Origin of the sequence: Micromonospora sp. WMMD998, from assembly GCF_029581235.1 — a bacterium.
In the GTDB taxonomy this organism is placed as follows: Bacteria; Actinomycetota; Actinomycetes; order Mycobacteriales; family Micromonosporaceae; genus Micromonospora.
In genome coordinates this window covers 2,045,905-2,064,535 of the sequence record NZ_CP120740.1, presented here as the reverse complement: position 1 = coordinate 2,064,535, position 18,631 = coordinate 2,045,905, and the positions used below count along the sequence as shown (strand labels likewise).

Genomic DNA, 18,631 nt, shown 5'->3' with positions numbered 1-18,631 from the left:
CAAGGCCCGGTCGGACGGAATGATGGGCCGCCACCAATTGGTGACGGCCCATCATTTGTATCGCTCGGTCAGTTCACCCGAAGCTCGACCAGGATGGCCTGCGGCAGGCTACCGCCGTCGCCCGGATCGATCGGCACCGGCCGGTTCGGCGGGATGGTGAACTTCTTGTCGCCGTCCGGCAGTTTCGCCGTCGCCTCGACGGTCTCGTTACCGGCCCGGATCCCGAAGGTCCCCGGAATCTCCAGGGTGAGATAGCCGGATGCGCCCAGCACCTTGAAGCAGTGGTAGAACCCGGAGACGTCGGGGATCTGCTCCACCTGGATCTCGCCCACGGCGCACGGCTGGTCGTCGTCGATCGGCCGGGTCGCCGTCCACATGATGTGGCCGTCACCCTTGAACAGCTTGATCCCGTGGTCCGCCAGGATCTTGTCGGCGCCCGGGTAGTTGAAGTCCTCCTCAAGGGAGGGCGGAGTGTCCGCCGCCGCCGACATGGTTGCCGGCACGATCACTGCGGCACCGCCGGCGGCCACCGTCGCCGCCACGGCCCATCGCACGATTTTCATCTACAACTCCAATCAGATTTGGCGCAGGAAGAACACCGACGGGCGGCTTTCACATGCGCTCAGGCATTCAGGAAAAACCGTCGAGAGAACCGTCACCAAACCCCTTGGCGTTCTCTCGAAAAGACCCGTGCGACGAGGAAGGGTGGCCGCATTTCGACACCCTCAGCGCAGCGCCGGCCCCGGCCTGCCGCTGCTTACGCGGCCCGTCCCCCGGCGAGCGCTCGCGTCACGGCAGGGGCGGTCGCCGCCCGGAGGCGCTCATCGGACGCCCACGTGGCCTGCCGGCCATCGATGCGGAATGCCTGCGTGGGACTCGATCTGACGTGGACAGCATGCATCGACCGTGTAGTCACGGCAACCCCCGTGGAAGCGAGACAAGACAGGTGCACGCTATAGATCCCCATCACCCTGCACAAGCGGTCAAAGGGTGCTCACTCCCCGTCCGGTCCGCGCGCACCGCGCTCAGCAGGGAAAACAACTCCGGAATCACCGGCCTTGCCAGGTGAAAGTTTTCATGCATAGAGTCGTGGCGTGAATGAAAGCGGTGCCTCCAGCGCCGATCGCCTGCTCGATCTCTTCCACGGCGTCCGGCTCACCCCGACCCAGCGGCGCATCGCGCACTGCCTGGTGCGGCACGCGGGCGCGGCGGCCTACCTGTCCGCGGCCGAGGTGGCCGAGCTGGCCGGCGTCAGCCAACCGTCGGTGACCCGGTTCGCCATGGCGCTCGGGCACGACGGCTACCCCGCGCTGCGCCGCCGGCTGCGGGAGCTGAACGCACCCGGCGCCGCGCAGCCGGCCGCCGCCGGGAACGCGCTGCAACGGGCGGTGCACGCCGAGATGGACAACCTCGACCGGCTCGCCGCCCAACTCGCCGACGCCGACCGGGTCGCCGAGGTGGGCAAGCTCCTCGCGGCCAGCCGCCCGCTACCGGTGCTCGGGTTGCGCGCCGCCGCGCCGCTTGCCGCATACTTCGCGTACTTCGCCGCGAAGGTGCACCCGGACGTGCGGGTCCTCGACGACGGGGGCAGCCTGCTCGCCGACCGCCTCGACCAGGCCGTCGTGGCCGGCGCCACCGCGCTGCTCGCGTTCGTGCTGCCGCGCTATCCCCGGGAGACGCTGGACGCGCTGCGCGAGGCCCGCGACGCCGGGCTGACGGTGGTGGCGATCACCGACTCCCCGGTCAGTCCGGCCATCGACCACGCCGAGGTGGTGCTGTCCGCCGCCGTCGGCACCGACCTCGTCTTCGACCTGCACACCGCCCCGATGACCCTGGCCATGGTGGTGCTCCAGGCGATCTGCGACGCCGCGCCGGCCGAGGCACAGGTCCGGCTCGAGGCGTTCGAGTCGTCCGCCGCCCGCCGCCAGTTGTTCCTCGGCTGAGAGGAGTACGAGATGCACCAGCCCGTCCGCGCCGCCCGCGGCACCGTACGCACCGCGAAGGGGTGGCCGCAGGAGGCCGCCCTGCGGATGCTGATGAACAACCTCGACCCGGAGGTGGCCGAGCGTCCCGAGGACCTGGTGGTCTACGGCGGCACCGGGAGGGCGGCCCGGGACTGGCCGTCCTACCACGCGCTGGTGCGGACGCTCACCGAGCTGCGCGACGACGAGACGATGCTGGTGCAGTCCGGCCGGCCGGTCGGGGTGATGCGCACCCACGAGTGGGCACCGCGGGTGCTGCTGGCCAACTCGAACCTGGTCGGTGACTGGGCCACCTGGCCGGAGTTCCGCCGGCTGGAGTCGCTGGGCCTGACCATGTACGGGCAGATGACCGCCGGCTCCTGGATCTACATCGGCACGCAGGGCATCCTCCAGGGCACGTACGAGACGTTCGCCGCGGTCGCCGCCAAGAGGTTCAGTGGCACGCTGGCCGGCACCCTCACCCTCACCGCCGGCTGTGGCGGGATGGGCGGGGCGCAGCCGCTCGCGGTCACCATGAACGGCGGCGTCTGCCTGATCGTCGACGTGGACCGCTCCCGGCTGGAGCGGCGGGCGCACGACCGCTACCTCGACGAGATCGCCGACTCGCTCGACGACGCGGTCGCCCGCGTGCTGGCCGCCAAACGGGACCGGCGGGCGCTCAGCGTGGGCGTGGTGGGCAACGCCGCCACCGTCTTCCCCGAGCTGCTGGCGCGCGGCGTCGGGATCGACATCGTGACCGACCAGACCAGCGCCCACGACCCGCTGTCGTACCTTCCGGAAGGGGTGGAGCTGACGGACGCCCGGGACTACGCGGCGGCCAAGCCGGCCGAGTACACCGACCGGGCACGGGCGTCGATGGCGAAGCACGTCGAGGCGATGGTCGGTTTCCTCGACGCGGGCGCGGAGGTCTTCGACTACGGCAACTCGATCCGCGGCGAGGCGAAACTCGGCGGGTACGAGCGGGCGTTCGACTTCCCCGGCTTCGTGCCGGCGTACATCCGGCCGCTGTTCTGCGCGGGCAAGGGGCCGTTCCGGTGGGCGGCGCTCTCCGGCGACCCGCGCGACATCGCCGCCACCGACCGGGCGATCCTCGACCTGTTCCCGGAGAACGAGCCGCTCGCGCGGTGGATCCGGATGGCCGGCGAGCGGGTCGCGTTCCAGGGCCTGCCGGCGCGGATCTGCTGGCTCGGCTACGGCGAGCGGGACAAGGCGGGGGTGCGGTTCAACGAGATGGTCGCCTCGGGTGAGTTGAGCGCGCCGGTGGTGATCGGCCGGGACCACCTGGACTGCGGCAGCGTGGCCAGCCCCTACCGGGAGACCGAGGCGATGGCCGACGGCTCGGACGCGATCGCCGACTGGCCGCTGCTCAACGCGCTCGTCAACACCGCCAGCGGGGCGTCCTGGGTGTCCATCCACCACGGCGGTGGGGTGGGCATCGGCCGGTCCATCCACGCCGGTCAGGTCTGCGTCGCCGACGGCTCCGCGCTGGCCGGACAGAAGATCGAGCGGGTGCTGACCAACGACCCGGCGATGGGCGTGATCCGGCACGTCGACGCCGGCTACGACGACGCCCGCGAGGTCGCGGCGCGCACCGGCGTCCGCGTCCCGATGGCGGAGTAAGGAGGGGCCCCTTGTTAACGCATTCGGTAGAGGAAGGGCCCCTTCCTAACCGGTTCCGGGAGCTGTGGGACGAGATCGCGCCGGTCGGGCGGGACGCCGGCAGCGGCGGCTACCTGCGGTACGCGCTCAGCGAGCCGGAACGCGCGCTGCGCGGCTGGTTCCGGGAGCAGGCGGACCGGCGCGGCATGCCGGTCGGCGAGGACGGCAACGGCAACCTGTTCGCCTGGTGGGGCGACCCCGCGGCCGGACAAGCGGTGCTCACCGGCAGCCACTTCGACTCGGTGCCGCACGGCGGGGCGTACGACGGGCCGCTCGGCATCGTCAGCGCGTTCCTCGCCGTGGACGAACTGCGGGCCGCCCGGATCACCCCGGACCGGCCGATCGTGGTGGCCGCGTTCGTGGAGGAGGAGGGCGCGCGGTTCGGCGTACCCTGCCTGGGGTCGAGGCTGCTCACCGGCGAGATCGACACCGAGCGCGCGGCCGGGCTGCGCGACCGGGCCGGGGTGACCTTCGCCGAGGCGCTGGGCGAGCGGCCGGCGGGCGCCGACCCGGTCCTGCTCGGCCGCTTCGCGGCCTTCGTGGAGCTGCACGTCGAGCAGGGCCGCGCGCTCGTCGACGCGGACGCGCCGGTCGCGGTGGCGTCCGCGATCTGGCCGCACGGCAGGTGGCGGTTCGACGTCACCGGCGAGGGCAACCACGCCGGTACGACCCGGATGGCCGACCGCCGCGACCCGATGCTCACCTTCGCGTTCACCGTGCTCGCGGCGAACAAGGAGGCCCGGCTGCGCGACGCGCACGCCACCGTGGGCCGGGTGTCGGTGGAGCCGAACGCGACGAACGCGATCCCGTCCCGGGTCACCGGTTGGCTGGACGCGCGGGCCGCGGAGGCGGAGACGCTGTACGGTCTGGTCGAGGCGGTACGCGCCAAGGCCACCGAGCGCGCCGGCCGGGACGGCACCGCGTTCATCTGCGCGCCGGAGTCGACGACTCCGCTCGTCGCGTTCGACGGCGGGCTGGCCCGGCGGCTGGTGACGCTGCTCGACGCGCCGGTGCTGCCGACCGGCGCCGGGCACGACGCCGGTGTGCTGGCGGCGCACCTGCCCACCGCGATGCTGTTCGTGCGCAACCCGACCGGGGTGTCGCACTCCCCGGCCGAGTCCGCCACCGACGCCGACTGCGCGGCCGGGGTGGCCGCCCTGGCCCGGGTGCTGGAGGAGCTGGCATGCCGCTGACCCGCTGGCTGGCCGAGTATGCCTGGCTGCCCGACCACGCCGAGCCGACCCCGGACGTGCTGATCGAGGCGACGGACGGGCGGCTCACCGCGGTCACGCCGCTGACCGGCGGCGGCCCGCCGGCCGCCGGGGTCGAGGTGGACGCGACCCGGTTGCCCGGGCTGACGCTGCCCGGCCTGGCCAACACCCACTCGCACGCCTTCCACCGGGCGCTGCGCGGGCGCACCCACGCCGGCCGGGGCGACTTCTGGTCCTGGCGGGACCTGATGTACGCGGTGGCCGCCCGCCTCGACCCGGATTCCTACCTGGCGCTGGCCCGGGCCGCGTACGCGGAGATGGCGCTCGCCGGGATCACGTGCGTGGGCGAGTTCCACTACCTGCACCACGGCCCCGGCGGCACCCCGTACGACGACCCGAACGCGATGTCCGCCGCGCTCGTGGAGGCCGCCGCGCACGCCGGTGTCCGGCTCACCCTGCTGGACACCGCCTACCTGACCGGGAGTGTGGACGGCGCGGAGCTGGTCGGGCCGCAGCGCCGGTTCGGTGACGGCGACGCGCTGCGCTGGGCGGAACGGGTCGACGCCTTCGACCCGGCCGACGGGCACGTCCGGCGCGGCGCGGCGGTGCACTCGGTGCGGGCGGTCCCGGCCGGGCAGCTCGCCACCGTCGCCGGCTGGGCCGACCGGCACGGGCTGCCGCTGCACGTGCACCTCTCCGAGCAGCCGGCCGAGAACGACGCCTGCCGGGCCGTGCACGGCCGCACCCCGACCCGGCTGCTGGCCGAGCACGGCGTGCTCGGCCGGCACACCACCGCCGTACACGCCACCCACCCGACCGCCGCCGACGTGGCGCTGCTCGGCGACAGCGGCACCGGCGTCTGCCTCTGCCCCACCACCGAGCGGGACCTGGCCGACGGGATCGGCCCGGCCCGGCGGATCGCCGAGGCGGGCAGCCCGCTCAGCCTGGGCAGCGACAGCCACGCCGTGGTGGACCTGTTCGAGGAGGCCCGCGCGGTGGAGCTGGACGAGCGGCTGCGGACCCGCAGACGCGGGCACTTCGGCACCGCCGAGCTGCTCGCCGCCGCCACCGTCACCGGCCACGCCGCGCTCGGCTGGGGTGACGCCGGCCGGCTCGCCGTCGACGAGCGGGCGGACCTGGTGACGGTACGGCTGGACAGCGCCCGCACCGCCGGGGTGCCGCCGGTCGGCGTGTTCTTCGCGGCCACCGCCGCCGACGTGACGCAGGTGGTGGTGGACGGCCGGACCGTGGTGGCCGACGGCCGGCACCTGACCGTGGACGTCCCCACCGAGTTGCGGGACGCGATCGCGGCGGTGCTGTCATGAGGGGCAGCCTGCTGGTGGACAACATCGGCGAGCTGGTCACCAACGACGGCCGGAACGGCGACCCGCTGGGGGTCCGGCGGGACGCCGCCGTGCTGATCGAGGACGGGCAGGTGGCCTGGGTCGGTCCGGCCCGCTACGCGCCCGCCGCCGACCGGCGGCTCGACGCGGGCGGCGCGGCCGTCCTGCCCGGCTTCGTGGACAGCCACGCCCACCTGGTCTTCGCCGGGGACCGGGCGGCCGAGTTCGCCGCCCGGATGGCCGGCGCGCCCTACACCGGCGGCGGCATCCGCACCACCGTCGGCGCGACCCGCGCCGCCTCCGACGACGACCTGCGCGCCGCGGTGGGCCGGCTCCGCGCGGAGATGCTGGGGCAGGGGACCACCACCGTCGAGATCAAGAGTGGGTACGGGCTAACCGTCGCCGACGAGGCCCGCTCGCTGCGGATCGCCGGCGAGTTCACCGACGACACCACGTTCCTCGGCGCGCACGTGGTCCCCGCCGAGTACGCCGACCGCCCGGACGACTACGTGGGCCTGGTGTGCGGGCCGATGCTGGCCGCCGCCGCGCCGTACGCCCGCTGGATCGACGTGTTCTGCGAGCGGGGCGCGTTCGACGCCGACCACGCCCGGGCGATCCTGGCCTGCGGGCAGGCCGCCGGGTTGGGGGTCCGGCTGCACGCCAACCAGCTCGGCCCCGGGCCGGGCGTGCGGCTCGGAGTGGAACTGGGCGCGGCGAGCGTGGACCACTGCACCCACCTGTCCGACGCCGACGTGGACGCGCTCGCCGGCGCGGAGACGGTCGCCACGCTGCTGCCCGGCGCCGAGTTCTCCACCCGGTCGCCCTACCCGGACGCCCGCCGGCTGCTCGACGCGGGCGTGACCGTGGCGCTGGCGACCGACTGCAACCCCGGCTCGTCGTATACCTCGTCGATGCCGTTCTGCGTCGCGCTCGCCGTACGCGAGATGCGGATGACCCCGGCGGAGGCGGTGTGGGCCGCGACCGCCGGCGGGGCGGCGGCGCTGCGCCGCACCGACGTCGGCCGGCTGACCCCCGGGTCCCGGGCCGACCTGGTCGTCCTCGACGCCCCGACCCACCTGCACCTGGCCTACCGGCCGGGGGTGCCACTGATCCGCCAGGTTCTGCACAACGGAGTGCCACGATGACCACCGTCACCATCCTGCCCACCGGGGTCACCCCGGCCGACGTGCTCGCGGTCGCCCGCGGCACCGCCACGGTCGGGCTCGACCCCGCCGCCGTCGACGCCATGGCGACCAGCCGGTCCATCGTGGACGGCATCGAGGCCGCCGGCCGCCCGGTGTACGGCGTCTCGACCGGGTTCGGGGCGCTCGCCAACACGTTCGTCGCGCCCGAACGGCGGGCCGAGTTGCAGCACGCGCTGATCCGCTCGCACGCGGCCGGGGTGGGCGCGCCGATGCCCCGGGAGGTGGTGCGGGCCATGATGCTGCTGCGGGTACGCTCGCTCGCCCTCGGCCGCTCCGGCGTCCGCCCGCTCGTCGCCGAGGCCCTGGTCGACCTGCTCAACCACGAGATCACCCCGTGGGTGCCGGAGCACGGCTCGCTCGGCGCGTCGGGCGACCTGGCGCCGCTGGCGCACTGCGCGCTGGTGCTGCTCGGCGAGGGCTGGGTGCTCGGCCCGGCCGGGGAACGGCTCGACGCCGCAGGCGCGCTGCGCCGGGCCGGGTTGACCCCGATCGAGCTGGCCGCCAAGGAGGGGCTGGCGTTGATCAACGGCACCGACGGCATGCTCGGCATGCTGCTGCTGGCCGTGGCGGACGCCCGGCACCTGTTCGCCATGGCCGACGTCACCGCCGCGCTCGCCATCGAGGCGATGCTCGGCTCGGAGCGACCGTTCCGGCCCGAGTTGCACGCCATCCGTCCGCACCCCGGCCAGGCCGCCTCGGCCGCGAACATCCACCGGCTGTTGCAGGGTTCGGCGGTGATGGACTCGCACCGCGACGACCTGGCGCACGCGGTGCAGGACGCGTACTCGATGCGCTGCGCGCCGCAGGTGGCCGGCGCGGCCCGGGACACGCTCGACTTCGTCGAGGTGGTGGCCGGCCGGGAGCTGCGGTCGGTGGTGGACAACCCGGTGGTGCTGCCGGACGGGCGGGTCGAGTCGACGGGCAACTTCCACGGCGCGCCGCTCGGCTTCGCCGCCGACTACCTGGCCATCGCCGCCGCCGAGGTGGGCGCGATCGCCGAACGGCGGGTGGACCGGCTGCTCGACGTGGCCCGCAACCGGGACCTGCCCGCGTTCCTCTCCCCCGACGCCGGGGTGAACTCCGGGCTGATGATCGCCCAGTACACGGCGGCCGGCATCGTCGCGGAGAACCGCCGGCTGGCCGCGCCCGCCTCGGTGGACTCGCTGCCCACGAGCGGCATGCAGGAGGACCACGTCTCGATGGGCTGGGCGGCCACCAGGAAGCTACGAACCGTGCTGGACAACCTGACCAGCCTGCTCGCGGTGGAGCTGCTGGCGGCGGTACGCGGACTCCAGCTCCGCGCCCCGCTGGAGCCGTCCCCGGCGGGCCGGGCCGCGCTGGACGCGCTCGGCGACACGATCGGCGACCCGGGGCCGGACGTGTTCCTCGCCCCGCTGATGGAGGCGGCGCGATCCGTCGTAGCCGGCCCGCAGCTACGCGCCGCCATCGAGCGGGAGGTCGGCCCGCTCGCCTGAGCACACAGCGCGCCGATTCACGGAAAGCGTGGCTGTTCGCGCTCGGGTAGCCACGCTTTCCGTGCATCAGCGGTCAGCTGAGCGGCGGGAGCACCTTGGCGATCAGCATGGCCAGCTCGCGGAGGGCCTTGCCGCGGTGGCTGACCGCGTCCTTCTCCTCCGGGGTCAGCTCGGCGTTGGTGCGGTCCTGCCCGTCGCCCAGGAAGATCGGGTCGTAGCCGAAGCCGCCGTCGCCGCGCGGCGCGCGCAGCAGCCGGCCCGGCTGCCGGCCGTCGACCAGGTGCTCCTTGCCGCCGGGCAGCACCAACGCCACGGTGCACACGAAGGCGGCGCCGCGGTGCTCGTCCGGCACGTCGCCCACCTGGTCCAGCAGGAGCTGGAGGTTGGCCCGGTCGTCGCCGTGCCGGCCGGACCAGCGGGCGCTGAACACGCCGGGCATGCCGTTGAGCGCGTCCACCGCGATGCCGGAGTCGTCGGCGACGGTCGGCAGGCCGGTGCGCCGGCAGCCCTCCCGCGCCTTGATCAGCGCGTTCTCGCCGAACGTGAGGCCGGTCTCCGGCAGCTCCGGATATTCCGCCACGTCGTCCAGGCCGAGCAGGGCGACCCGGTGGGCGCCGAGCGCGCCGTCGAGGATCCGCTGCAACTCGACGAGCTTCTTACGGTTGCGGGTCGCCAGGAGCACCTTGTTGTCGGTCACAGGTTGAGCGCCTTCCGCTGCGCGTCGGCCAGTTCCAGGCAGCCCGCCACGCCCAGGTCGAGCAGCGCGTCGAGCTGGTCGCGGGCGAAGACGCCGGCCTCGCCCGTCCCCTGCACCTCGACGAAGTCGCCCGTCCCGGTGCAGACCACGTTCATGTCCACCTCGGCGGTCACGTCCTCGGCGTAGCAGAGGTCGAGCATCGGCTCGCCGCCGATCACGCCGACGCTCACCGCGCCCACCGAGCGGTGCATCACCTTCTCCACCCGTCCGGTGAGCGACTTGCGCTCGGCCAGCCAGGTGACCGCGTCGTACAGGGCGACGTACGCCCCGGTGATGGCCGCGGTGCGGGTGCCGCCGTCGGCCTGGAGCACGTCGCAGTCGAGCACGACCGAGTTCTCACCGAGCGCCTTGAGGTCGACGCAGGCGCGCAGGCTGCGACCGATCAGCCGGGAGATCTCGTGCGTCCGGCCGCCGATCTTGCCCCGGACGCTCTCCCGGTCCGAGCGGGTGTTGGTGGCCCGGGGCAGCATCGCGTACTCGGCGGTCACCCAGCCGAGCCCGGAACCCTTGCGCCAGCGGGGCACCCCCTCGGTGACGCTCGCCGTGCAGAGCACCCGGGTCGCGCCGAACTCGACGAGCACCGAACCCTCCGGGTGGGTGCTCCAGCCACGGGTCAGGGTCACCGGTCGGAGTTGGTCGGGCCGCCGCCCGTCAGGTCGCGCCATGCCTGCACCCTATGCGGTGCGCCGATCGCACCGCCTGCCGGTGCCCGCACCGCGGGCGCGTCGTCAGACGTCGTAGCCGGCGCCGGCCCGGACCACCTCGATCGGCCCGGCGTACGCCCCCGCCGCCGACTCCATGGTGTGCGACTCGCTGCCCCAGGCCGGGACGAGATGGGTGAGCAGCAGCCGGCCCACCCCCGCCTTGGTGGCCGCCTCACCGGCCTCGCGGCCGGTCAGGTGCAGGTCCGGCGGATTGTCCACCCCGTCGAGGTAGCTGGCCTCGCAGAGGAAGGCGTCGGCGCCCTGGGCCAGGCGCAGCAGCGCCTCGCAGGGTGCCGTGTCGGCGGAGTAGCAGAGCACCCGACCACCGTGCTCCAACCGCACGCCGTACGTCTCGACCGGGTGGTTCATCCGATCGACGGTGACGGTGAACGGGCCGATCGGGAACGTGCCCGGCTGGAGGCCGTAGAACTGGTAGACGTCCTCGACCGTGGCGTCCTCCTGCCCGTACGCGGTGGCCAGCCGGTCGGGTGCGCCGGAGGGCGCGTACATCGGCAACGGCGGATAGGGGCCGTCCGGGGCGTACCGGCGCACCACCACGTAGTTCACCGCATCGAACATGTGGTCGCAGTGCAGGTGGGTGAGGAGGATGGCGTCGGGGGCGTGCAGCCCGGCGTAACGCTGGAGGGTGGAGAGCGACCCCGGACCGAAGTCGATCAGGAGGCGGAACCCCTCCGCCTCGAGCAGGTAGGCCGAGCAGGGTGATTCGGGGCCCGGGAAGCTGCCGGCACAGCCGAGGACGGTCAGTCGCATCCGGTTGCCTCGATCTCACGGTGGGTAGTCGATGCGTCGGCAGCCGCCCCGCCGTTGATCACCATTGACGCGCTCGCCACGCTGGGCAGCCTACGCGGCAGCCCGGTCGAGCAAGAATCATCTACCGGAAGTTGTCATCAACGTGACACCCATACACGTCCGGATCCGGGACAACGCGGCGATCCGGCCCGGAGGGGGCACCCCCACCGGCCGGACCACCGTGGGCCGTCAGGCCCAGAGTTGACCGTCGAGCGCGTCCTCGGCGTCCGCGAGCGTGCCGCCGTACGCGCCGGTGGACAGGTATTTCCAGCCGCCGTCACAGACCACGAACGCCACGTCGGCGCGGCGGCCGTCGCGGACCGCCTCGTGCGCCACGGCCAACGCCGCGTGCAGGATCGCGCCGGTGGAGAAGCCGGCGAAGATCCCCTCCACCTCGACGAGCTGCCGGGTACGCAGCACGGCGTCCCGGGTGCCCACCGAGAAGCGCCGGGAGAGCACGCCGGCGTCGTACAGCTCGGGCACGTAGCCCTCGTCGATGTTGCGCAGGCCGTAGACCAGCTCGCCGTACCGTGGCTCGGCGGCCACGATCTGGATGTCGTCGACCTTTTCCCGCAGGAAGCGACCCGTGCCCATCAGGGTGCCGGTGGTGCCCAGCCCGGCCACGAAGTGGGTGATGCCCGGCAGGTCGTGCAGCAGCTCCGGCCCGGTCGTCTCGTAGTGCGCGCGGGCGTTCGCCTCGTTGCCGTACTGATAGAGCATCACCCAGTCCGGGTGCTCGGCGGCGATCTGCTTCGCGGTGGCGACGGCCTGGTTCGAGCCGCCGGCGGCCGGCGAGAAGATGATCTCCGCGCCGTACATCCGGAGCAGTTGCACCCGCTCGGTGGAGACGTTCTCCGGCATCACGCAGACCAACCGGTAGCCGCGCAGCTTCGCCACCATGGCCAGCGAGATGCCGGTGTTGCCGCTCGTCGGTTCCAGGATGGTGTCGCCGGGACGGAGCCGGCCGGCCTCCTCGGCCGCGCGGACCATGAACATGGCCGCGCGGTCCTTGACGCTGCCGGTCGGATTCCGGTCCTCCAGCTTCGCCCAGAGGCGCACCGGCGGCGCGCCGTCGGGCACGGTCGGGGAGAGCCGGGGCAGGCCGACGAGCGGCGTGCCCCCGCAGGCGTCGAGCAGGCTGTCGTACCGCGCCATGGCGGGCCTCCCCTAGCGGGCTACGGTGGCGCGCGCGGACACCGCCTGCGCGGATGTCACCGCGCTGTGCGACGCGATCGCGGCTGCCGCCGCGCTGTGCGAGGCGATCGCGGCTGCCGCCGCGAAGCCGAACGCGCCACCCGCCACGGCGGGCAGGATGGTCACGCTGTCGCCGTCGTTGAGCTTGGCGTCGAGCGCGCCGAGGAAGCGGACGTCCTCGTCGTTGACGTAGACGTTGACGAACCGGTGCAGCGCGCCGGCCTCGGTGACCAGGCGTCCGCGCAGGCCGGCGTGCCGGGAGTCCAGGTCGGTGAGCAGGTCGGCGAGCGTGTCGCCGCTGCCCTCGACGACCTTCGCGCCGCCGGTGTAGCTGCGCAGGATGGTGGGGATGCGAACCTCGATGGCCATGGTGTCTCGTGCTCCTCGTTCGGGGTCGTGCCGGGTGACGGAAAGGGAAGGGTGTGCCGGTGCTGGAATCAGCGGTCGGAACACTCGTAGTCGACCGTCGCCGGGCTCTGCCCGAACATGTAGGACTGGACGGCGTGCGGGTCCACGGCGGCGTCCACGATCTCGACCGGCTCCTCGGTGACCACGCCGTCGACGATCCGGAAGGAGCGGATCTCCTCGGCGTCGGGCTCACGGGTCGAGACGAGCAGGTAGTGCGCGCCCGGCTCGCCGGCGAAGGAGACGTCCGTGCGGGACGGGTAGGCCTCCGTCGCGGTGTGCGAGTGGTAGATCACGACCGGCTCCTCGTCGCGGTCGTCCATCTCGCGCCACACCCGCAGATGCTCCATCGAGTCGAACTCGTAGAAGGTCATGGAACGGGCGGCGTTGTCCATCGGGATGTGCCGGGTCGGGGTGTCGCTGCCGACGGGGCCGGCGACCACGCCGCACGCCTCGTCCGGGTGGTCCCGACGCGCGTGGGCGACGATCGCGTCGATGATCGACCGGTCGATGCTCAGCACGCGGACCAGCCTAGCGCCTGGCCGTGGCGAGCGGCGAGGTGGCGACCGTCACCACTCAGTCGATGAGCGCGTTGAGCAGGGATTCCTGGAGATATCCGAGATAGGCGTAGACCGACAGTTGGAACACCCGGGACGAGGCCGGATCGGCGGCGACCGCCTCGTCGAGCTCGTCACCCAGGTCCGTGCCGTCCTTGATCTCCAGCCGGACCCCCATCGCCAGCCGGGCGTCGTTGAGCGCCCGCAGCCACGCCTCGGCCGCCTCGGCGTCCAGCCGCACCTCACCGCCGGCGTCGCCGTCGGGCAGCGCGGCGAGGATCGCGCCGGCCTGGTCGATCTTCGCGGTCTTCAGGTCGCCCTCGGTGTAACGGCGGAACTCGGCGGTGCCGGCGTCGTCGTCCGGGTAGACCTCGGGGAAGAGCCGGCCGACCACCGGGTCGCCGTGGTCGAACCCGTCGGTGAGCAGGCCGACCACCTCGGAGGCGACCTTGCGCAGCACCCGCACCTCGTCGACGGCGAAACTGGCCACGTAGCGGTCGCCCCGGCGACGGAACATGCTCATGACCTCTCCACCGTCGCCCACAGCCCGTACGCGTGCAGTTGCGCCGCGTCGTGCTCCATCCGCTCCCGGGCCCCGCTGGAGACCACCGCCTTGCCCTTGTGGTGCACGTCCAGCATGAGGCGCTCCGCCTTCTCCCGGCTGTAGCCGAAGAGCTTCTGGAACACCCAGGCCACGTACGTCATCAGGTTGACCGGATCGTCCCAGACGATCGTCACCCATGGCCGGTCGGAGACCGGCACCTCGTCGGTGTCCGGCGTCTCGACCGGCGCAACCTGTGGAGCCGCCATGCCCCCCATCGTGCCACCGGATCCGGGTAACCGATGAACCGGAACGGCGCGGCGGTCGGGATCGCCCGCCGGGACCGTGGACGCGGGGTCGGGACCGACCGTGGCGGCCCCCGGCTCAGGCGAGCAGGATGCCGTGGTCGACAGCATCGGCGAGCACCGCGCCAAGCGAGAGCCGGATCACCCCGAAACGGCGGGACACCTCGCGGGACACGTCGAGTTCGACCTCCCGCAGGGCGCGTTGGGCCCAGGACCGGGCGACGTTCGGGTCGTCGTTGCCGGGCACCCGCCAGTGCTGCCAGCAGCCGCCGTTGAGCGCCACGCCGAGCGGCGGGAGCACCTCGTCGCGCTCCGCGCCGGGCAGGGCGGCAAGCGCGTCCAGGGCGCCGGCTCCGGACAGCCCGGCGACCCCGGCCGTGCTGGTGACCAGGAGTACGCGGTCCAGCTCCCGACCGTCCGGATGGTCGGTCAGGCCCCCGCGCACGGCATGGGTGATCCGTCGCCGTACGCCCTCGGCGAGCGGAGCGCCGAAGGTGCGGGCGGCGGCGTCGTCGACGATGCTCCGGACCGCCTCGTCGCACTGCGCGGTGGCGAGCATCGACAACGCCTCCAGCTCGCGGTCGAGCAACTGCGGCAGCCCGGCGCAGCCGACCCCGAAGACGATCTCCTGCACCACCCGCAGGTGGATGTTCGCCAACTCCAGCGCGAGATGCTGGCGGATCCGCCGGGCGCAGCCGCGGGTGTCGCGGTCCAGCCGGTCGGCCAGGTCGGCCGGGTCGACCCCGGCCAGCACCGGCACCCGGCCGTGCGTGCCGGGCGGCTCCGGCGGTCGGGCGGCGGCCCGGCGCAGCCCCTCGGCCACGGCCCAGCCGACAAGCGCCCGGCGCAGGTGCGGCAGCCCGGCCCGGCGGGCCGGGAACCACTGGGCCGCCGCGAGCGCGGGCACCGCGGCGAGCAGCGCCGCGCGGTGGGCCGCGATGGAGACCACCACCGGGTCGAGCCGGCCGGCGGGACCGGACCGGACGGACCCCGTCCCGCCGTCCGCCGACGCCGCCCCGCCGGTGACGCCGGGGGTGACGGCGAAGAACACCGTGACCCGGGCACGCGCCACCTCGGCCAGCAGGTGCAGCTCGGCCGCGCTGAACGTCTGGTCCGCGGAGATCACGAAGAGCAACGCCCCGGCCCGGCCCACGGCGTCCCGCAGCACCCGGCCACCGGCCACGCCGAGGGCGGTGGTGTCCGGCGCGTCGAGCACCGCGAAGTGCCGCAGCAGCGCCACGGGCAGGCTGAGCTCGACCCGGCGCGGCGGCCGGGCCAGCGCGGGGCCGGCGGCGAGCGGGTCGGGGCTGTAGGCGTGCGGCTGGCGGTAGCCCGGCACGTACGCCGCGCGGGTGGCGACCGAAGCGTGGTTGACGAGCAGGTGACTGCCGCTCGGCACGACCAGGGTCCCGGCCGGCGTGCCGAGCAGGCCGGCGATCAGCTCACGCCGGCCCGCGCCGGCCGGGCCGGCCACGACGACGGCGAGCGGCTCGCCCGGCCCGGGTTCCGTCGGACCGGGCCGGACGGGCAGCGGGACGCACCGCGGTGGGCCGGCGCGCCCGCCCGGACCGGGCACGTCGACCGAAGGGAGTGGACCCGGCTTCATCAGGCGGCCTCCCGGTGAGGCGACCGGGCCTGGCCCGGTCGTGGGGATTCTCCCTGGCAGGGATGTCCGAAGAGTACGGGTGTCGTGCATCCGACACCGAACACGTCCGCTACTCACGAATGCGGGGCGAATTACTCAACTTCGCTGCGTGACGGTCCACGCACGACCGGAGCACCATCGATATGCTGCGACGATGACCAGGTGGGGCTTCGTCGGCCGAACGGGTGAACTCCACCGTCTGTTGTCGGCGGTCGATGGCCCGGACGGCCGAGGGCTGATGTTCACCGGTGACGCGGGGGTCGGCAAGAGCCGCCTGCTGCGGGAGGGGGTCGCCACGCTCTCCCCCGAGCGCTACGCGATCTGGTCGGTCGCCGCCAGCGCCGCCACGGCCGCCCTGCCCTTCGGCGGGCTGGTCCAGGTGCTCCCCGCCGCCCAACCGCAGGGTCTCTCCCCCGCCGGGGTCCTGCGCTGGGCCACGGACCTGCTCCAGGAGCAGGCCGCCGGGCGGCCGATCGTGCTGGCCATCGACGACGCACACCTGCTCGACCCGTCCTCGGCGGCGCTCGTGCACCTGATCGCCCGCGCGGAGAACGCCCGGGTGATCGGGACGCTGCGCAACGGCGAGCAGATCCCGCTGCCGATCCGCGCCCTGTGGACCGACGACCTGGCCGACCTGGCCGAGCTGGGTCCGCTCGACCGCGGCGAGACCACCGGGCTGCTCGCCGCGATCCTCGGCGGCCCGGTCGACGCCGGCTCCTCCGACCGGCTGTTCCGGCTCTCCGCCGGCAACCCGCTGCTGCTGCGCGAGCTGGTGCTCGCCGCCGACCACGAGCTCAGGCGCACGTACGGGATCTGGAAGTGGACCGGCCGGCTGGAGCTGGCGCCCAGCCTCACCGACCTGATCGACGCCCGGATCGGCCAGCTCACCCCCGGCGTCCGGGCGGTGGTGGAGCTGGTCGCCTTCGGCGAACCGTTGGGCCTGCACCTGCTGGAGCAGGCGGTCGAGCCGACCGACGTGGAGGCGGCCGAGGAGCGCGGGCTGATCGCCATGGTCCGCGACGACAGGCGGCTCGACGTCCGCCTGGCCCACCCGCTCTACGGCGAGGTGATGCGCCGGCACTGCCCGGTCAGCCGCACCCGCCGGCTTCAGGCCACCCTGGCCGGGCTGCTGGAACAGGTCGGCAAGCGCCGCCGGGACGACCTGCTGCGGGTCGCGGTGTGGCGGCTCGACTCGGGTACGGCGCAGAACGTGGAGCTGCTGCTGGACGCGGCCGTGCAGGCGTTCGGCCGGTACGACGTGCCGCTTGCCACCCGGCTGGCCCGGGCCGCGCTGGAGGCCGGCGGCGGCACCGACGCGGCGGAGCTGCTCGCCACCATCCTGATGTTCGGCGACCGCCCGGAGGAGGCGCTCCGGGTGCTCGACCAGGTCGCCGGGGAGATCCGCGACGACCGGCGGCGCAGCCGCTGGTTGACCGTCCGGGGCATGGTCAGCTATTGGGGGCTCGACCGGGAGTCCACGGTGGAGGAGATCGCCGCCCGCGGCGAGGAGCTGACCGACCCCGCGGACCGGGCCCGGGTGCGCGCCTTCGAGGCCATCATGCGGCTGCACCGGCTGGACGTCGACGTCGCGGTGCGGCTGGCCCAGGGGGTGCTGGACCGCCCGGCCGCCCCGATGGCCGCCCGCGAACTCGCCCGGTGCACCCTCGCCCACCTCCAGGCCGCCCAGGGGCACTACCACCGCAGCGCGAGCGCGATCGCCCGGGTGCAGGCCGAGGCGGCGTGCTGGCGGTCGGACATGCCCTACCTCCAGCTCGCCATGGAGCTGGCCCGGGGCACCCGGCTGGCGCTCTCCGGCGACCTGGCCGGCATCGACGCGATCGTCGCCGACGAGTTCGCCGACCTGGCCGGCGCCGGCGACTTCCGGCTCGGCACCGGCTACCTGGCCATCCTCCAGGCGTACGCGGCGCGACTGCGCGGGCGCGGCGGTGACGCGCTCAAGACCAGCCTGGGCGCCTGCGCGGTGCTCGCCACCAGCCGGGTGTACGCCGGCCTGGCGCACGCCGAACGCGCCCAGGCCGCGGCGTTGCGCGGGGACGCGGAACACGCGACCGAGGCGATGGCCGAGGCGGACCGGACGCACGCGCCCGGGATGGCCGTCCTCTACCCGTGGCTGGAGCAGGCCCGGGGCGCGACCCAGGCGGCGGCCGGCGACCTGCCCGGCGCCGCCAAGCACCTCTGCGCGCTTGCCGACCGGCTGCGCGAGGACGGCCTCGCCGGTCACGAGCTCCTCGTCCTGCTCGACCTGGTCCGGTTCGACCAGGCCGCCGCGCCGGTGGGACCGACCTGCACCGACGGCGGCCGGCGCACCGTGGCGCAGCGCCTGGCCGAGCTTTCCGAGCAGGTCGACGGCGTGCTGCCGCCGCTTGTCGCCAGGTACGGCCAGGCCGCGTTCCACGGCTCCCCGGACGACCTGCTCGCGGTGGCCGACGGCTTCGCCGCCCGGGAGCTCGTCGTCTGGGCGGCCGAGGCGACCGCGATGGCGCTGCACCGGATGCGCGACGCCCGCGCCGGCGTTCCCGGGCCGGCCCGGGAACGCCTCGGCGACCTGCTGCGCCGCTGCGACGAGATCTCCACGCCGGCGCTGCGGCTGCTCCGCCCCGCGCTCAGCGACCGCGAGTGGGAGATCGCCCACCTCGCCGCCGCGGGGCTGACCAGCCGCGCCATCGCCGCCCGGCTCTATCTCTCCGCCCGCACCGTGGAGAACCACCTGCACCGGGTCTACAGCAAGCTCGGCGTCGCCCGACGCAGCGAGCTGCGGGCCGCGCTGCGGTCGATGCCGGGGCACGACGGCACGGATCCGGCCTGAACTCTAGGCTG

17 protein-coding genes are annotated in these 18,631 nt (G+C 74.0%); 7 read left to right on the top strand and 10 right to left on the bottom strand.

Features of this window, described 5'->3' with window-relative positions:
• Nucleotides 1–68 precede the first annotated feature (68 nt).
• Entirely contained in the window at nt 69–563 is a 495-nt protein-coding gene (locus tag O7619_RS09825) for a hypothetical protein (protein WP_282287143.1), read from the bottom strand.
• A 531-nt stretch (nt 564–1,094) separates the two neighbouring features.
• Between O7619_RS09825 and O7619_RS09820 the strand changes: the two genes are divergently transcribed.
• From O7619_RS09820 to hutH, 6 genes are read left to right on the top strand one after another with little or no spacing between them, the layout of a single operon-like run.
• Nucleotides 1,095–1,943, top strand: coding sequence for a MurR/RpiR family transcriptional regulator (locus tag O7619_RS09820; protein WP_282287142.1), 849 nt, complete (start codon nt 1,095–1,097; stop codon nt 1,941–1,943).
• A 12-nt stretch (nt 1,944–1,955) separates the two neighbouring features.
• Complete coding sequence (hutU, locus tag O7619_RS09815; protein WP_282287141.1) at nt 1,956–3,602, top strand: urocanate hydratase; 1,647 nt, start codon at nt 1,956–1,958, stop codon at nt 3,600–3,602.
• Nucleotides 3,603–3,613: 11 nt separating this feature from the next.
• Nucleotides 3,614–4,834 (top strand): allantoate amidohydrolase, encoded by a 1,221-nt coding sequence (locus O7619_RS09810; protein ID WP_282287140.1) that lies wholly within the window; start codon nt 3,614–3,616, stop codon nt 4,832–4,834.
• Complete coding sequence (locus O7619_RS09805) at nt 4,831–6,177, top strand: formimidoylglutamate deiminase (RefSeq protein WP_282288751.1); 1,347 nt, start codon at nt 4,831–4,833, stop codon at nt 6,175–6,177. The genes O7619_RS09810 and O7619_RS09805 overlap by 4 nt, the downstream gene beginning before the upstream one ends.
• Complete coding sequence (hutI, locus tag O7619_RS09800) at nt 6,174–7,340, top strand: imidazolonepropionase (RefSeq protein WP_282287139.1); 1,167 nt, start codon at nt 6,174–6,176, stop codon at nt 7,338–7,340. The genes O7619_RS09805 and hutI overlap by 4 nt, the downstream gene beginning before the upstream one ends.
• Nucleotides 7,337–8,875, top strand: coding sequence for a histidine ammonia-lyase (gene hutH / locus O7619_RS09795; RefSeq protein ID WP_282287137.1), 1,539 nt, complete (start codon nt 7,337–7,339; stop codon nt 8,873–8,875). Before hutI ends, hutH begins: the two co-directional genes overlap by 4 nt.
• Nucleotides 8,876–8,948: 73 nt before the next feature.
• Here the strand turns inward: hutH and rdgB are convergent, their stop codons facing one another.
• From rdgB to O7619_RS09750, 9 genes are all read right to left on the bottom strand, one after another.
• Entirely contained in the window at nt 8,949–9,572 is a 624-nt protein-coding gene (gene rdgB / locus O7619_RS09790) for an RdgB/HAM1 family non-canonical purine NTP pyrophosphatase (RefSeq protein ID WP_282287135.1), read from the bottom strand.
• Nucleotides 9,569–10,297 carry a ribonuclease PH gene (rph, locus tag O7619_RS09785; RefSeq protein ID WP_282287133.1) on the bottom strand — a complete coding sequence of 243 codons (729 nt, stop codon included), beginning with the start codon at nt 10,295–10,297 and terminating at the stop codon, nt 9,569–9,571. Before rph ends, rdgB begins: the two co-directional genes overlap by 4 nt.
• A 63-nt stretch (nt 10,298–10,360) precedes the next feature.
• Nucleotides 10,361–11,107 (bottom strand): MBL fold metallo-hydrolase, encoded by a 747-nt coding sequence (locus tag O7619_RS09780; protein ID WP_282287131.1) that lies wholly within the window; start codon nt 11,105–11,107, stop codon nt 10,361–10,363.
• A gap of 228 nt (nt 11,108–11,335) precedes the next feature.
• Nucleotides 11,336–12,301, bottom strand: coding sequence for a cysteine synthase (locus O7619_RS09775; RefSeq protein ID WP_282287130.1), 966 nt, complete (start codon nt 12,299–12,301; stop codon nt 11,336–11,338).
• A 12-nt stretch (nt 12,302–12,313) separates the two neighbouring features.
• On the bottom strand, nt 12,314–12,709 hold the full coding sequence (locus tag O7619_RS09770; protein ID WP_282287129.1) for a MoaD/ThiS family protein: 396 nt from the start codon (nt 12,707–12,709) through the stop codon (nt 12,314–12,316).
• Nucleotides 12,710–12,777: 68 nt separating this feature from the next.
• Nucleotides 12,778–13,266 (bottom strand): M67 family metallopeptidase, encoded by a 489-nt coding sequence (locus O7619_RS09765; RefSeq protein ID WP_282287127.1) that lies wholly within the window; start codon nt 13,264–13,266, stop codon nt 12,778–12,780.
• 55 nt (nt 13,267–13,321) lie between these two features.
• Nucleotides 13,322–13,825, bottom strand: a complete 504-nt coding sequence (locus O7619_RS09760; RefSeq protein ID WP_282287125.1) for a DUF2017 domain-containing protein — start codon at nt 13,823–13,825, stop codon at nt 13,322–13,324.
• Complete coding sequence (gene clpS, locus O7619_RS09755; RefSeq protein ID WP_282287123.1) at nt 13,822–14,112, bottom strand: ATP-dependent Clp protease adapter ClpS; 291 nt, start codon at nt 14,110–14,112, stop codon at nt 13,822–13,824. Before clpS ends, O7619_RS09760 begins: the two co-directional genes overlap by 4 nt.
• Before the next feature lie 115 nt (nt 14,113–14,227).
• Nucleotides 14,228–15,754, bottom strand: a complete 1,527-nt coding sequence (locus O7619_RS09750) for a hypothetical protein (protein WP_282287121.1) — start codon at nt 15,752–15,754, stop codon at nt 14,228–14,230.
• 193 nt (nt 15,755–15,947) lie between these two features.
• Between O7619_RS09750 and O7619_RS09745 the strand changes: the two genes are divergently transcribed.
• Nucleotides 15,948–18,620: a LuxR family transcriptional regulator gene (locus tag O7619_RS09745; RefSeq protein WP_282287119.1), complete on the top strand. Its 2,673-nt coding sequence runs from the start codon at nt 15,948–15,950 to the stop codon at nt 18,618–18,620.
• Nucleotides 18,621–18,631 lie beyond the last annotated feature (11 nt).